13 protein-coding genes are annotated in these 15,108 nt (G+C 60.6%); 7 read left to right on the top strand and 6 right to left on the bottom strand.

All coding sequences use genetic code 11. The features are described 5' to 3' along the window. Positions 1-24: 24 nt before the first annotated feature. Positions 25-1,389, bottom strand: coding sequence for an adenylosuccinate lyase (gene purB, locus VF436_RS10245; RefSeq protein ID WP_330903920.1), 1,365 nt, complete (start codon positions 1,387-1,389; stop codon positions 25-27). Positions 1,390-1,612: 223 nt separating this feature from the next. Between purB and VF436_RS10240 the strand changes: the two genes are divergently transcribed. Next, complete coding sequence (locus tag VF436_RS10240; protein ID WP_330903919.1) at positions 1,613-3,013, top strand: class II fumarate hydratase; 1,401 nt, start codon at positions 1,613-1,615, stop codon at positions 3,011-3,013. Between the two features lie 222 nt (positions 3,014-3,235). Here the strand turns inward: VF436_RS10240 and VF436_RS10235 are convergent, their stop codons facing one another. From VF436_RS10235 to VF436_RS10215, 5 genes are read right to left on the bottom strand one after another with little or no spacing between them, the layout of a single operon-like run. After that, positions 3,236-3,784 (bottom strand): DUF2884 family protein, encoded by a 549-nt coding sequence (locus tag VF436_RS10235; protein WP_330903918.1) that lies wholly within the window; start codon positions 3,782-3,784, stop codon positions 3,236-3,238. Between the two features lie 47 nt (positions 3,785-3,831). Then, the gene (locus VF436_RS10230; protein ID WP_330903917.1) at positions 3,832-4,761 is read right to left on the bottom strand and encodes a hypothetical protein; all 930 of its coding nucleotides are present in this window, start codon (positions 4,759-4,761) and stop codon (positions 3,832-3,834) included. Next, the gene (locus tag VF436_RS10225; RefSeq protein ID WP_330903916.1) at positions 4,758-5,615 is read right to left on the bottom strand and encodes an ABC transporter ATP-binding protein; all 858 of its coding nucleotides are present in this window, start codon (positions 5,613-5,615) and stop codon (positions 4,758-4,760) included. Before VF436_RS10225 ends, VF436_RS10230 begins: the two co-directional genes overlap by 4 nt. Beyond that, positions 5,612-5,992: a GntR family transcriptional regulator gene (locus VF436_RS10220; protein WP_330903915.1), complete on the bottom strand. Its 381-nt coding sequence runs from the start codon at positions 5,990-5,992 to the stop codon at positions 5,612-5,614. The genes VF436_RS10225 and VF436_RS10220 overlap by 4 nt, the downstream gene beginning before the upstream one ends. A 4-nt stretch (positions 5,993-5,996) precedes the next feature. Continuing rightward, the gene (locus tag VF436_RS10215; RefSeq protein ID WP_330903914.1) at positions 5,997-6,308 is read right to left on the bottom strand and encodes a hypothetical protein; all 312 of its coding nucleotides are present in this window, start codon (positions 6,306-6,308) and stop codon (positions 5,997-5,999) included. Between the two features lie 397 nt (positions 6,309-6,705). On the opposite strand from VF436_RS10215, the gene VF436_RS10210 reads away from it, so the two are divergent. The 6 genes from VF436_RS10210 to VF436_RS10185 form a co-directional block, all read left to right on the top strand. Further along, complete coding sequence (locus VF436_RS10210) at positions 6,706-7,491, top strand: SDR family NAD(P)-dependent oxidoreductase (RefSeq protein WP_330903913.1); 786 nt, start codon at positions 6,706-6,708, stop codon at positions 7,489-7,491. A 415-nt stretch (positions 7,492-7,906) separates the two neighbouring features. Beyond that, entirely contained in the window at positions 7,907-9,553 is a 1,647-nt protein-coding gene (locus VF436_RS10205) for a methyl-accepting chemotaxis protein (protein WP_330903912.1), read from the top strand. A gap of 81 nt (positions 9,554-9,634) precedes the next feature. Beyond that, on the top strand, positions 9,635-11,935 hold the full coding sequence (locus VF436_RS10200; protein WP_330903911.1) for a DUF2167 domain-containing protein: 2,301 nt from the start codon (positions 9,635-9,637) through the stop codon (positions 11,933-11,935). A gap of 190 nt (positions 11,936-12,125) precedes the next feature. After that, positions 12,126-12,374, top strand: a complete 249-nt coding sequence (locus tag VF436_RS10195) for a hypothetical protein (RefSeq protein ID WP_330903910.1) — start codon at positions 12,126-12,128, stop codon at positions 12,372-12,374. 77 nt (positions 12,375-12,451) lie between these two features. Further along, complete coding sequence (locus tag VF436_RS10190) at positions 12,452-14,110, top strand: amidohydrolase (RefSeq protein ID WP_330903909.1); 1,659 nt, start codon at positions 12,452-12,454, stop codon at positions 14,108-14,110. Positions 14,111-14,278: 168 nt separating this feature from the next. Beyond that, positions 14,279-15,108: LysR substrate-binding domain-containing protein (locus VF436_RS10185; protein WP_330903908.1), on the top strand; the 830-nt coding region annotated here is incomplete at its 3' end.

Raw genomic sequence — 15,108 nt, 5'->3', positions numbered from 1 at the left:
TTCCTTGATAGTGGAAGTGTTGGGTCAGATGTCCTGGGCCAGCACCGTGGCCAGGCCGGTATAGGTGCCCGGCGTGAGATCGAGCAGGCGTTGTCTGGCATCTGCCGGCATGTCCAGGCCTTCAATGAATGCACGCATCGATTCGCGCGTGATGCCTTGGCCGCGGGTCAGGGCCTTGAGCTGCTCATAGGGTTCGGGCAGGCCGTACCGGCGCATGACGGTCTGCACGGCTTCGGCCAAGACTTCCCAGCTGGCATTCAGGTCGGCGGCCAGGCGATCGGCGTTGACCGTGAGCTTGCCCAGGCCCTTGAGCAGCGATTCCAGGGCAACAAGGGTGTGACCGAAGGCGGTTCCGAGGGCACGCAGTACGGTGGAATCGGTCAGGTCGCGTTGCCAGCGGCTGATCGGCAACTTTTCGGCGAAATGGCCGAGCAGGGCGTTTGCAAGGCCGAAGTTGCCCTCGGCATTTTCGAAATCGATCGGGTTGACCTTGTGCGGCATGGTGGAAGAGCCGACTTCGCCAGCCTTCAGTGCCTGCTTGAAATAGCCCAGCGAGATATAGCCCCACACATCGCGAGCCAAGTCGATAAGCACGATGTTGGCGCGGCGCACCGCGTCGCAGTATTCAGCAATGCCGTCGTGCGGTTCGATCTGGGTCGTATAGGCGTTATAGTCCAGGCCCAGGCTCTCGACAAAGCGGTGCGAGAAGCCGCGCCAGTCGAGTTCGGGATAAGTAATGGCGTGGGCATTGTAGTTGCCCACGGCGCCATTGATTTTGCCGGGAATCTCCAGTGCGGCCAGTTGGTGGCGCTGACGCTCCAGGCGGGCGACGACATTGGCCAGTTCCTTGCCCAGGGTACTGGGCGAGGCGGTCTGGCCGTGCGTGCGCGAAAGCATCGGCAGTTCGGCGTTGGCATGTGCCAGGTCGCGCAGGGTAGCGATGACTTTGTCGAAGGTCGGTAGCAGCACGTGTTCACGCGCGTCGCGCAGCATCAGCGCATAGGACAGGTTGTTGATGTCCTCGCTGGTGCAGGCGAAGTGCACGAACTCCTTGGCCTTAGCCAGGGCCTGATCATTGCCCATGCGTTCCTTGATGAAATACTCCACCGCCTTGACGTCGTGGTTGGTGGTCGCTTCGATCGCCTTGATGCGTTCGCCATCCTCCACACTGAAATCATTGGCGATGGTTTGCAACTGCGCCACCTGGCTCGACGAGAAAGGCTCCAGTTCCACGATGCCGCGATCGGACGCCAGTGCCAGCAGCCATGCAATCTCCACCTGCACCCGGCGATGCATCAGGCCGAATTCACTGAAGATCGGGCGCAGGGCTTCGGCCTTGGTGGCGTAGCGGCCGTCCAGGGGGGACAGGGCGGTCAGGGCGTGGGACATGGCGCGGGGTTCCTGCGGGGCAAATGTCGATTTTACATCGGTTGGAGGATGGGAGGCGGGTCATTGGCGTGCAAATCCCCGTGCCTGTCGTGCATCGATGCGGAACATAAAGCCCAATCGCGCCGTCCAGGCATGCACCTGGTGGTTGGTTTTGGCGCCCCCGCTACCCATCTCCCATTCCCAGAGGCATATATTCAGGTTTCCCACGACCGAAGGAAGTTTCATGGCAAAGCAACGCTTCCGCATCGAACATGACAGCATGGGCGAATTGAAAGTACCCGCCGATGCCCTTTACGGCGCGCAAACCCAGCGCGCGGTGGATAATTTCCCGATTTCCGGATTGCGTTTGCCGCGCGCCTTCATTCGCGCCCTGGGTCTGATCAAGGCCGCTGCCGCCGAAGCCAATCTGTCATTGGGTCATCTTAAGAAAGGGCAGGCCGCGGCGATCCGCAAGGCAGCGCTTGCCGTCGCTGATGGTGAATACGACCGGCATTTCCCGATCGACGTCTTCCAGACCGGGTCGGGTACCAGCACCAACATGAATGCCAATGAGGTGATCGCGCATGTTTCCGCCAAGTCGGGAACGCCGGTGCACCCCAATGACCATGTGAACTACGGTCAGAGCTCCAACGATGTCATCCCGACCACCATCCATGTCAGTGCAACCTTGACGGTCACCGAACAGTTGATTCCTGCGCTCAAACATTTGCGCAAGACCATCGACAAGCGCGCCCGCGAGTTGCGCAATATCCCCAAGACCGGCCGCACCCACCTGATGGATGCCATGCCGATCACGTTCGGGCAGGAACTGTCAGGCTGGGCGGCGCAGGTCGATTCATCGATCGAGCGCATCGAGGATAGCCTCAAGCGCATGCGCCGGCTCCCGCAGGGTGGCACGGCCGTCGGTACTGGTATCAACGCTGACCCGAAGTTCGGGCCGGCGTTGGCGCGGGAGCTGAAGAGGCTGACCGCTGTGCGTTTCGAGTCCGCCGATAACTATTTCGAGGGCATGGCCGCGCAGGATGCCGCGGTAGAATTGTCCGGCCAGCTCAAGACTCTCGCAGTGGCTTTGATGAAGATTGCCAATGATCTGCGCTGGATGAATTCCGGTCCCCTGGCGGGCCTGGGCGAGATCGAGCTGCCAGCCTTGCAGCCGGGCTCTTCGATCATGCCGGGCAAGGTCAATCCAGTGATTGCCGAGGCCACGGCGATGGTGGCCGCGCAGGTGATCGGCAACGATGCGGCCATCACCTTGGGAGGGCAGTCGGGCAATTTCCAGTTAAATGTCATGCTGCCGATGATTGCCTACAACTTGCTGCAATCGATCGAAATCCTCTCCAGCGTCAGCGTGCTGCTGGCCGACAAGGCGATTGCCGGCTTCAAGGTGAACACGGCCCACGTCAAGGAAGCCCTGGATAAAAATCCCATCCTGGTGACTGCGCTCAATCCAGTCATTGGTTATGAAAAGGGGGCGGCCACCGCCAAGCAGGCCTATAAGGAGAAGCGCCCGATCATGGACGTTGCACTGGAGACTACCGGCTTGTCGAAGGCCGAACTTGCGGCTCTGTTGGATCCGATGACCCTGACCAAGGGTGGTATCCATGGCGGCGGTGGCGGCGGCTGAGCATCAGGTTGTGCCATCCGACAAATACGCAGACGAGATCCCAACGGTCGATCTCCTGTCTGTGCCTGGGTGCGAAGCATTGGAGTGACAGTGCTGTATCAGGTCGCTCCAGCGCCGCTGGCTGCCCTCGCAAAAACATCCCGGTCAGGCCTGCCTTGGCCTGTCACCGGGATGACGGGGATCAGGTTCGACGGGGGCTTGCTCCGTCGATGTGGCGTTCCCTCATGCGTCCTTGCCCGGCTTCCCGTCCGAGTCTTCCTTGTGTTCGTCCATGCAATCGCTGACGCTGGCATCCGAGACGATGCCGGCATAAGGTTTGAACGCGGGTAATTGAGCGCCCAATTGGTCCTGCACTGTCTTGATCGCGGCAGTGTCCTTACAGATCTTCATGCCCATGTCCGACAGTTGCTGCGCCGTCTGTTCGGCGGCTTTGCCCTCGGCGCTGCTGGCCGCATGAGCCAGGGCCTGGATGGCTACCTTGCCGCCAGCCTTGCCCATTTCCGTACCCGTGTGGTGCACATCCGCTACGTCCATGTAGTAAGCCATCAACAAGGCCTGCTGCTCAGGAGTGACGCTGACCGGCTTGTCGTTGATGCTCAAGTTGCCATTAGCGTCAATGTAGGCTTTGGGCTGTCCCTTGGGAGACAGCACGACCTGCTTGTCCTTGAGCACGACCTGATCGCCGAACATGCTGGTATCGCCTAGGTCGTCGCAGGCGGCCAACAAGGTGGCGCACGCCAGCACAACACTCCATCCGATCTTGCGATTCATGCGGTGTACCCCTTTTGGAAAAGCCCCGGGGCTTGCGCCCCGGGATATCAGGCATCGTCGCGAGTGCGGCGTAGCCAGATGGCGGTGGCAATCATGGCAGCACCGGCGGCCGCGCCCAGCCACAATTTCAGCGACCCCAGCATGGCGTAGTTGCTCAAGATGATTGCCACGGGGTCGCTGCCCTGCGAATGGCCGCTGGCGATCAGCAGCGATACGGGGAAGACGCTAACCAGCACGCGGAAAATGATGTTCTGGCAGATCCAACCCACCGGAATATCGAACGGTGCCATCTGGTTGAACATCCACAGCACCAGCGCGGCGATCAGCGGGACGGCGACACCCCACAAAAACGGTACGCTGCGTGACCAGGCCGAGCACAGCATGAACCAGCCGACCGCGGGCAAGGCCCAAAGTGCGTAGAGCGGGACTAGCGCTAGCAGGCCAAGCAGCATTGACACGATGTGCGTATGTGCCAGCAGCTTGCCAAAGTCCGCACCTCCCAAGCCTAGCGGAATGGCATAGATCAAGGCGCTGACAATGCCCAGTCCGACGCATATGAAGGAGGTAATGATGGGCGCCACGACTACCGCGCTGACCAGCTTGGACAACACCGTGCGCGAATCGGAGATTGGCAATGATTTCCAGAACAGGATGCTTCGGTCACGACGCTCGTTGTAGATCGTTCCCAGGCCATAGAACATGACCACGAAACCCAGCACTGCATTGAGCACGATCATCGGCATGAGGATGCATAGCTCGAACAGGTTGCCGGCATCGTCCCAATTGCCTTTGGCCATCTTTTCGACGATGTCGTTGACGTTGTAGCCGCCGCCATGGCGGGCAAAAAGGCTACCCATGACGCCAACAAGCAGCAATTGCAGCAAGAGGAGAATCCCGCCTGCGATGATGGGCGCCCACAGAAAGCCGCCACGATGTTCCCAGTATTCGCGCTTGAGTAGCCAGTAGAAGGTTTTCATGCGTAAGTTCCCTTCATGGTGGCGACGAACAGGTCGCTGATGGATGGTCGGCGCACCTCACCGAGGCTTTCCAACGTGGCGCGGTCGGCGCCGTCGAACAGGAAGATGCTCTTGCCGAATATCTGCCGCTCGTCCAACGGATGGAGGCTGCGCGCCAGAGCGGCGCGATCGGCATTGACCATCACCTCGGAGAATCGCTCGGCCAGGGAATCCATGTCGGCGTTGAGGATGATCCGGCCGTCACGGATGAAAATCAGGTCGGTGAGGATATGCTCGATTTCTTCCACCTGGTGGGTGGTGACGATGATCGTCTTGTTCTCGTCGAAGTAGTCCTCCAGCAGGTTCTGGTAAAACTGCTTGCGATAGAGAATATCCAGTCCTAGTGTCGGTTCGTCCAGTACCAGCAGGCGAGCGTCGATCGCCATGACCAGGGCCAGGTGCAATTGCACGATCATGCCCTTGGACATCTGCTTGACGCGCATCTTCGGTTGCAGCTTGGTGCGAGCCAGGAAAGCCTCGCACTTGGCGCGATTGAAGCGCGGATGTGTATTTGCGACGAAGTCGACCGCCTCGCTGACGCGCAGCCAGCGCGGCAGCACGGCGACGTCTGCGATGAAACAGACTTGTTCCATGAGTGCGTTGCGCTGGGTGCGTGGATCGAACCCCAGCACGCTCAGGTTGCCGTCGAAATCGGTCAGGCCCAGGATGGCCTTGAGCGCCGTCGTCTTACCCGCACCGTTGGGGCCGATCAGCCCGACGATTCGTCCCGCCGGGATATTCAGGCTGACGCCGTCCAGGGCAGCGGAAAACTTGTAGCGTTTGCTCAGGCCGCTGGCGCTTACTACCGCATTCATGACCGATTCTCCTTGTCATCGGGTGTGGATGCTTCCCGCATGAGTGTTTTAAGGTCTAGTCCCAGTCGCTGGAGGCGTGCGAACAAGGCCGGCCATTCCTCGCGCAGGAATCGCTCGCGCTCGGACTTGAGCAGCGCCTCGCGGGCTCCATCGGTGACGAACATGCCCAACCCCCTCCGTTTCTCAACAAGTTGATCATCGACCAGTTCCTGGTACGCCTTCGATACGGTCAGCGGATTGATTTGGAAATCTGCTGCCACCTGGCGTACTGACGGCAGCGGGTCGCCCTCGTTCAAGGCGCCGTCCAGAATCATCGCCACCACGCGTTCGCGCAGCTGGCGATAGATCGGGACGCTGTCGTTCCAGGTGATGGACATACGCTTATTCCTTCGTAATGCGGCCGAACTGAGAACCAAACGAATAGTAGGGCATGGACAGCTGTGTGCTCAGCAAGCCGGCTTCAACACCGCGCCCGACGCTGGCACCGATGCCAGCAACCGACGCGTCGGTGAGCAGGGCGGCGGCACGGCGCTCGGCAGCACTGGGGCTGACCGTAATGGTCTCCAGGTTCACCACCTTGGCTCCGTTAATCTCAGAAATTGGCGAGACTATGGTATTTGAATGAATGGCGGCGACGCCTGCGATCGTGAGCAGGGTGGCGGCGGTCAGGGCTAGCAGGTTCTGCGCGTTCATGGCGGGTCTCCTTTAGTGACCTCGTTGACCAGTGTTGTAGTGAACTATAACACCATATCAAAAGCCGTCAAGCGAAAAGTGCGGGAATGGCAACATGACTGACGGCATGGTTGGGCGGCGGAGGTATCTGGCCCGGTAGCCGGCTGGCAGCGGGCTTCGGGGAGCTCAGTCGTGGGGCAAAAATCGATTTCCCGGAGCCGAGTATCAGCGCTACGACAGCATCCTGTGTCACCTCGCGCCGCCTGTATTCAGGCCTTTCATTGGCAAGATGACATTTGGTGTGACACGGGCGGACTGGCATCCCCACGACCCGTCTCCTATCTCCCAACTCCAAACCCGCCACGCTTCCTCCTCACGCGGCATGCTTCAATGCATATCTCACCACCAAGGCGCGCGCATGGATCTGGAATTGAAAGATCGGCTGGTTGTCATAACCGGGGCCAGCAAGGGCATTGGCTTGGCTTGTGCGGAGTTGTTTGCGCGTGAAGGAGCGCGAGTGGTGGGCATTGCCCGTGACACGCATCGCTTGCACGAAGCCAGTCAACATCTGGCGGGGCATGGATTGCAGATGACTGTGCATGGGGCTGACCTCGCTGACAGCGTGGCGGCCAAGCTGGTCATGCAGTGCATTGAAAACGATCACGGCCCCGTGGATGTGCTGGTCAACTGCGCCGGTGCCGCGCGCCGTCGTCCGGTGGACGAACTCGATGCGACCGCCTTGCATGATGCGATGCAGGCGAAGTATTTCACCTATATGCATGCTATTGATCCGCTGATCCGGCAGATGGCTTTGCGCGGGCAGGGCAGCATCGTCAATATCGTGGGCCAGGGCGGCAGGCAGGCTAATCCGGTGCACATCGGTGGCGGTGCGGCCAATGCCGCATTGATGCTCGCCTCGGTCGGTTACGCCTCGGCTTATGCCTCACGCGGTGTGCGCGTGAATGTGATCAATCCGGGCATTACGCATACCGAGCGCATGGAAGAAGGCTTGGCCGCGACGGCCCGTGCCAGCGGTCAGACGCGCGATGAGACGCTGCAATCCTTGAATGACAGGATTCCCATGGGACGTGTTGCCGAGCCGGAAGAAATCGCCCGCGTGGCGGTGTTCCTGGCCTCGCCGATGGCCAGCTACGTCACGGGGGCGGTGATTGCGATGGATGGGGGGCAGGCAAGCGTCATTTGACGGGTCGAGATGGGGCGGGGATGAAAGAGGGGAGACAGGCCGTATTGGGGGGCGTGAAAATTGGCCAACTAAAGCTTAAGGGCTTGCGCTGCCAGATGTGTATAGCCGGCGCAGCTTTACGTCAGATTGGCATTTGCTTGCTGATCGTTCTGCCATTACCCCTCGTTTGGAATTCGCCTCGCCGCAACCCTTTCTTGCCCGACAGTTCGCCGAACGCGCCCAAACCTGCGTTCCTACAACTCATCTCACGTCCCCAGCCGGCGCAAATCGAAACAGGCCGGCAGTCTCGTGTCGTTTCACTGAAGCATCAATGTCAAACAACTGAAATGTAAAGAAAATTTCATAAAATAGGTGCTCAAGCGATGGGTGCTGCTGCCGACCTCGAAGATGTCCCCGTCCCCCGAGGTCTTTCTTCATGCCGTCGAGGCTACGCTTTCCCCTCACTCTTCCCTCGCTCACTCTGCGTGCGTTGTTGCTGATCCGTCTGGCTGGCGCCTTGTTCATGCTTGCCTCGATCTGTGTCCTTGGCGCGTTGCTGCTGCATCGTGCCGACCTGCGTATTCAGTCGGTCGTCGGCGACACGCTTTCGCCGGTCTCCGATGTGGGATGCATTCAAAACGATTACAACGATAGCTTTCAGGCGATTGCCCATGCGGTCATGACGCGCCTGCCATCGTCGGCCGATGAAGCCAGGACCGCACTCAAGAGCAATCGTGTGGACATTGATCGGCACTGGAAGCCGCTGGCCGCTAGTGGCCTGGGTATCCAGGAAAAGCAATTACTGGCCCTGGCGATAGAGCATCGCCAGGCGGCCGAGCAGTCGATGGATGAAACTCTGGCCATGCTCGACGCCGAGCAATACGACATCGCGCAAGTAAAGCTTTCCTCGGAGCTTCAGCCGGCGTTGCTGCCGTTGCAGACCGATTTTACCAACCTGTTTGAGAAGGCGCTTGCCGCAGGCGGCGCGCAGGCCGCTGCGCAGCACCTGGCCAATCGTCAGGGCTTGCTGCTGCTGATGATGGCCTTCGCGGTCGCTTTGCTGATGGCCTGCGTGGTCGATGGAAGCATCATTCGGGCGCTTGGACGACGCCTGCGGTTGGCCTCAGGCGTGGCTGAGCGCATCGCCCAGGGACGGGTGGGGCAGTCCATTGCCGTGGGACGCCTTGATGAAATTGGCACCTTGTTGCGTCATCTGGCGACGATGGACCAGCAATTGGCGACGGTGGTCGAACAGGTACGTGTTGCCGCCGCTTCGGTGCGCCAGGATGCGCAGGGACTGGCCTCGGCCAGCGAGATACTCAATCAGCGCACGCAAGCTCAAGCCGCTCACCTGGAGGAAACGTCGGCATCCATGGAGCAGATGGCTGCGACTGTCGCCGAATCGGCCAGTCACGCCGTGCAAGCTGATGGCATGGCCAGGCGATCGAAGGAGCGTGCCAGCCAGGGACATGCCATCGTGTCTGACACAGTCGCGTCGATGACCGCCATCCAACGCAATGGTGAGCGTATTGCCGAATTCGTTGCCCTGATCGATGAGGTTGCCTTTCAAACCAATCTGCTCGCGCTTAATGCCGCAGTGGAGGCTGCACGTGCCGGTGAACATGGGCGAGGCTTTGCGGTGGTGGCGGCACAAGTGCGCGAGTTGGCACAGCGCTGCAGTGTCTCGGCGCGGGATATTCGCCACACCATGGAAGACAGCAGCCAGTCGGTGGCCGACGCAGGTGCATTGGTTGCACAATCCGGCGCCGCGCTTGCCGCCATCGTCGACAATGCGCAGCAGGTGGCTGACAAGGTGGCCGCCATGGCGATGGCCGGGCGCGAGCAACGCGCGGGCATCGAGCAGGTCAATCGCGCAGTGGCCGACATGGACGAGATGACCCAGCAAAACGCACTCATGGTGCAACGCGTGGCCAGTACCAGCCTGGCGATGCGTCGCAACGCCGAGGCGCTGCTTTACCAGGTCGATTTCTTTCATGTTGGTAACAATGACGCCGACGGCATGGAGCCCGATTCCATCAATCATGCGTTACCCTGGTCATCAGCCGACCTGCTGCGGACCTGATTGGCTTGATTGAGTGAGCGTCGACTGTCATCCTCGACAGTCGATTGCGGTCGTCAAGGAAGGCCGCCAGGGAACTCAATCGTGTCATTCATTCGTTTGCTCGGCTTGCTGGGGCTTTACCTAGGGGCGGTCGCCGCGTGTGCGGCAGATGAAGACGGTCCGCCCATGTCGGGATCTCCCGTCTTGTTGCCTGTATGCGTGCGTGTTTTCCAGAGCCAGTGTGGTTTGCTCGATCGCAAGGGACACTGGGTAGTCGAGCCGCGTTACGGCGAAATTTACGCATCGGACGATCTCTGGATCGTCGTATCGACGGGTGGTTTGTCCGGCGTGCTCGATAGCAATGGTCATGAACTGATCGCGCCGCAGTTCGACGCCATCGGTCGTTTTAGGGATGGCGTGGCCCCGGCCAACACCCATCACAACGACAAATATGGTTTTATCGATCGGCAAGGCCATTGGGCGTTGCCACAGCGTTTTGATTCCGCGCGTATGTTCTGGCAGGGCTGGGCTGCTGTCGCCCAGCGTGTCGGTGACCAAGAACGGCTCGGCTTCATTGATCGCCAGGGACAGGCGATGCCCGGCGTGAGCTATGGCGACGTGGGCACCTTTGCCTATGGCTTTGCTAGTGTTTCAGAGGGTTCGGCCGAAGAGAGCCGTGCCGGTTTGATCGATACGCACGGCAAGCTGGTGTTGCCGCTGAGCCAGGATCGCATCTCCGTAAACGCCGTGATGGAAAACCGGGTGGTTGAAAATGGGCGCAAGCTCTACACCTTGCGTGACGGCCAGGGACACGTACTGTTTTCTGCGTACTCGATCGGCGAGGTCGATGCAGAGCGCGCGTTCTACAGCGCGAACGGGACCGACGGCGTGGGCCTTCTGGACGTACGCAGCGGCAAGCCGATCGTGCCAGCTTCCGGTCATTGGCTCAGTAGCCTGGGTTTCAGCGACGGCGTTGCCTGGGTGAAGGTTCCTGGGCCTGACGAAAAGGACTATTACATCCTGGTCGATCATCAAGGCAGGACGATATTGCCGCGCGCAGCCTATGCAGGTGTCGGCCAGTTCAGCGGCGGTGCCGCGCCGATCGCACGGACTGAGAATGCCTGGCAACTGATCGATCACCAAGGGCATGCCGTGACCGAACCTGTCATCGGCGCGTTCTTTCGTTCTGCCTGGGACAGTTCCATACAGACGCAGCGGCCTGGTGATGTATTCACCTATCAGGTCAACAGCGACGACGGTCAATCGAGCAAGACCTGGGTGGATACCCATGGCCATGTGCTGGCCAAGGTCGAGCCGTATGAATGCGGCTTCGGTGTGGTGCGCGATGGGGCGGGCAAGATCATCTGGCCCAGCGACGTCGAGGCCACTTGCCTGGTAAAGAAGAACGAATCCAGTGGTGACTGGCCGGCGAGCGATCCGAATGTATCGCCCGAGCGCGTGGCCAAGGTGCTGCATGGCAAGGCAGGCGATGCCATCGACCGGTCCAATGACTTGGCGGTGCGCGATGAGAGGGGTGGCCCGTCGAATTTGATTGCCGCCTCCGAACATCGCGTGCCGCTGGCCTTCCTGCGCGATGCCGCCTGGCAGAAGGGGCCTGCTCGTGTGCATCTGGATGGACCGGCCAGTTTTGATCTGCCCGCGGGCTATCGTTACCTTGCGTCCAAGGATATCGAGCGCCTGCGTGGCAAGCCGGCGGTCATCGAGTCCGAGGACGGTAAGTCATCGATACCCTTTGCGCTAGTAGCTCCCGATGACGGTAGCTGGAGTGCGCGCGTGGTCGTGGTCGAGCAAGGTCATGTGTCCGATGAAGCGTTCACGCCGGACGCCGATGATATCAAGCGGACCATGGAGATCTATTCCACCAACATCCTTGGCCAATTGCGCAATCCTCGCCCGACCATGCATTCGATCAGCTGGTTGCGCGAGCCACGTTGGGATGCAGCCAGCCATCGCCTGGACTGGAGCTACCAGGACATGGCGTTCGGCAGCATGCTCGACAGCCAGGTTTATGTGTCTTCAATCGTTCTTGGGCGCACATTCGTGGTTGGCATGCAGATGGAGCTGGGGAGCCTCAGTGACGTCAAGAGCATGCTGTATGTCGCGCAGCCGCCGCTGGATGCCATGGCCGCCAGCGTGCGCTTCGATCCAGGCCAGGCTTATGAAGATGCCAAGCCTGGTGATCCATCATCGAAGCTGGGTTTGCGCGAATACATCACCGGGCCGCCCAGCAAGGAAATGCAGGAACTGCCAGCCCGTCTGGAAGCCGCGCACGAGCGCAATTTTTGGCACGGCATGGTGCGTATCCTGCCGTTGATCGGACTGCTAATCGCCGCGCTGATCCGGCTTGGTTCCCGGCAGCGCAAGCGGGGGCCCATGCCGTGAGCACCCCGGCGCCCTCACGGGCCTGACCAAATGGCCTAACCCGAGTGTCGTAGGTTTGCGCCTACTCTTTCTCGCGCAAATTACCCATAGTCGACACGGTGTTCACTCATGCAATCTATGGAGGTCGGGGGATTGATTGCGAGCCGTTGCTATATGGCGAGGCTTGGCACATGGGGGGACGAGGATCGACATGATCGTGTATTCGCTTTCCGAGTCAGCGAGCGGTTTCTGGAACGTGCGTCGCGGCGGTTTTTCGTTGTTCAGTGACCTGCGTCTGGGGCCGGCGATCAAGCTGGCGCGCGAACTGGCACGCGATGAACATCAGCGCTCGGGTCGTTCGGCTTGCGTGGAAATGCCGGGGCCAGAGTCATGCATCCGGTTAGCGCAGTATGCGCGAGCCTGTGACGTCGAGCAGCCGAACAGAGCGGTAGCTGCCTGATTCGTAGCTGGGTGGGCTTGTTTGCAGCCTGCAAACTGGGGCACAGTGCAGCGATTTCTTGCGACTGGAAGCCAACGATGCATTCTATTGCCCGCCTGTCTGGCGTCGCCTTGCTGGCGATGGCTATGTTTCCGCTGCATGCCACTACCGTGCTGGTTCATGCCCACATCCACACCATGGACCCGGATAAACCCGAAGCCACCGCGTTGGCATGGGGCGACGACGGCAAGCTGTTGGCTGTCGGCAGCGACACCGAGCTCAAGCAAAGCTATCCGCAGGCGACGCTGGTCGATGCCGAGGGCGCGACCATGGTGCCGGGCCTCATCGACGCGCATGGACACATGCTTGGCTTGGGATTGTCGGCCAGTGAGGTTGATCTTGTCGGCAGCACTTCGCGTGATGAGGTCATTGCGCGCCTGAAAGCCAGGGCGCAATCCCTGCCCAAGGGTGCATGGTTGATCGGTCACGGTTGGGACCAGAATCGCTGGCCCGGCAAGCAGTTCCCCAGCGCAGCGGATCTTGACCGTGCGTTCCCGGATCGCCCGGTCTATCTGGAACGTATCGACGGGCATGCAGCCTGGGTCAACAAGGTTGCCATGAAGCGCGCGACTCGTTCACTTGATGGAGAGTGGCAGCCTGATGGCGGTCGCATTATGCGTGTCGGCAAGAAAGCCAGTGGCGTGCTGATCGATGGCGCCAAGGCACTCGTGCATGATGCCATTCCGCCATTGACCGCCGATCAGACTCGCGAAGCCTACAAGCGTGCTTTTGCTCAGGCCGTGGCTAAAGGACTGACCGGCGTTCATGATCCGGGTGTGAGCCTGGATGATTTCAAGGTACTGCAGCAAATGGCTGCTGCCGGTGAGATTCCGTTGCGCCTGTATGAAATGGCCGATGGCAATCATGCGGCCTTGCAGTGGCTATGCGAGCAGGGTGGTCAATGGCAGGACCCGACCGGCCATCTGCGCATGCGCACCGTCAAGCTGTACATGGATGGCGCCCTGGGAAGCCGTGGCGCGGCGCTGCTCGATGACTACAGCGACGACCATGGCAATCGTGGGATCTTCGTGACCCAGCCGGAAGAATACAAAGCTGCCGTCGAAAAAGCCTTCCGATGCAAGGTGCAGGTGGCCACGCATGCTATCGGTGATCGCGGCAATCGCATGGTGCTCGATACGTATCAGGGCGTGCTGGGAGATTTCGCCAGCAGCGATCATCGCTGGCGCGTTGAACACGCGCAGATCGTGGCACTGGATGACATCCCTCGCTTTGCACAACTGCATTTGATCGCTTCCATGCAGCCCACTCACGCCACGTCAGACATGCCCTGGGCCGAGCAACGACTGGGTTACCAGCGTCTGCAAGGCGCCTATGCCTGGCAGCGCTTCATCCATGCCGGTGTGCCACTGGCCTTCGGCTCGGATTTCCCGGTGGAGCAGGTCAACCCGATGCTTGGCATCTATGCCGCCGTCACGCGGCAGGACCTGGCTGGCCAGCCTCCGGGGGGCTGGTTTCCCGACCAACGGGTCAGTCGTATCCAGGCCCTGGCCGGCTTCACACGTGGCGCGGCCTTTGCCGCGTTCATGGAGAACGAGGTGGGCATTCTCAAGCCGGGGTTCCGCGCCGACTTTGTCCTGCTCGACGCCGACCCGCTGACGGTTGCTCCGCGCCAGATCGCGGATATCAAGCCATTGAGCACCTGGGTGGGCGGCAAGGAGGTTTACAAGAAGCCGTGAGGTCAGCGGCTGTGTCGCCTGCCAGTTCGTGAGGGTCAAGCGCGCCATTGGCGTGCTTTTGCCCCCCCCGGCGGACTCTTCTGGCCGCCCCAAAAGCATAGCCCATTTCACGCCACAATAGCGCTAATATTCCTCTCATCGAACGAACTGTCCGATTTTGGAAACAATATGACGTTGCTGGACGGCACGCTGCAGGATCTCAACGATCTTTACTTCTTCGCCGCGGTGGTGGAGCACGGCGGGTTTTCGTCGGCGGGCAGGGCATTGGGTATTCCCAAGTCGCGGCTCAGCAAACGTATTGCTCAGTTGGAGGATCGGCTCGGGGTACGCCTGTTGCAGCGTACGACCCGTCGGTTCGTGGTGACCGAGGTCGGCGAGCGTTTCTACGGTCATTGCCGCGCCGTGCTGGAAGAAGCCAGGGCGGCGCAGGATGCCGTGGACGAACTGCGTGCCGAACCGCGTGGCGTGGTGCGCGTCAGCTGCCCTGTCTCGCTATCCCAGACGATCATGGCCCAGGTGCTGCCGGGTTTCCTGAGCCAGTACCCCAAGGTGCAGGTGCGCCTGCTGGCGATCAACCGGCGTGTCGACTTGATCGGTGAAGGGGTGGACGTGGCTATTCGCGTTCGCAGCAAACTCGATACGGATGCCACCCTGGTGCTGCGCAGCTTCGGCCAGTCGCGTGTGTTGGCCGTTGCCAGCCCCAGCCTGCTCGATACCTACGGGCGTCCTTCCACGCCGGACGAGTTGTCCAAGCTGCCGGCGCTGACCATGAGCGAGCACGAAGGTGCGCAGAGCTGGGAGCTGGTCGGCGCGGGAGGCGAGCGTGCGACCGTGGATATCCAGCCGCGCTTGATCACGGGCGAATTCAACGTGCTGTTGTCGGCGGCGCGTCGCGGCATCGGCGTCACACTGCTGCCGGAGTTCGTCTGCGCTCCGGCGATTGCCAAGGGTGAGTTGGAAGTGGTGTTACCGGAATGGAGCGTACCAGACGGTGTCAT

Origin of the sequence: Dyella sp., assembly GCF_036384435.1 — a bacterium.
In the GTDB taxonomy this organism is placed as follows: Bacteria; Pseudomonadota; Gammaproteobacteria; order Xanthomonadales; family Rhodanobacteraceae; genus GSA-30.
This window is presented reverse-complemented; position numbering and strand designations above follow the sequence as displayed.

Coding starts and splice junctions, on each gene's coding strand:
- VF436_RS10205 (WP_330903912.1), top strand. CDS start 7,907: ATGCCGTCGAGGCTACGCTTTCCCCTCACTCTTCCCTCGCTCACTCTG.
- VF436_RS10240 (WP_330903919.1), top strand. CDS start 1,613: ATGGCAAAGCAACGCTTCCGCATCGAACATGACAGCATGGGCGAATTG.
- VF436_RS10220 (WP_330903915.1), bottom strand. CDS start 5,992: ATGTCCATCACCTGGAACGACAGCGTCCCGATCTATCGCCAGCTGCGC.
- VF436_RS10215 (WP_330903914.1), bottom strand. CDS start 6,308: ATGAACGCGCAGAACCTGCTAGCCCTGACCGCCGCCACCCTGCTCACG.
- VF436_RS10210 (WP_330903913.1), top strand. CDS start 6,706: ATGGATCTGGAATTGAAAGATCGGCTGGTTGTCATAACCGGGGCCAGC.
- VF436_RS10225 (WP_330903916.1), bottom strand. CDS start 5,615: ATGAATGCGGTAGTAAGCGCCAGCGGCCTGAGCAAACGCTACAAGTTT.
- VF436_RS10230 (WP_330903917.1), bottom strand. CDS start 4,761: ATGAAAACCTTCTACTGGCTACTCAAGCGCGAATACTGGGAACATCGT.
- VF436_RS10235 (WP_330903918.1), bottom strand. CDS start 3,784: ATGAATCGCAAGATCGGATGGAGTGTTGTGCTGGCGTGCGCCACCTTG.
- purB (WP_330903920.1), bottom strand. CDS start 1,389: ATGTCCCACGCCCTGACCGCCCTGTCCCCCCTGGACGGCCGCTACGCC.
- VF436_RS10195 (WP_330903910.1), top strand. CDS start 12,126: ATGATCGTGTATTCGCTTTCCGAGTCAGCGAGCGGTTTCTGGAACGTG.
- VF436_RS10190 (WP_330903909.1), top strand. CDS start 12,452: ATGCATTCTATTGCCCGCCTGTCTGGCGTCGCCTTGCTGGCGATGGCT.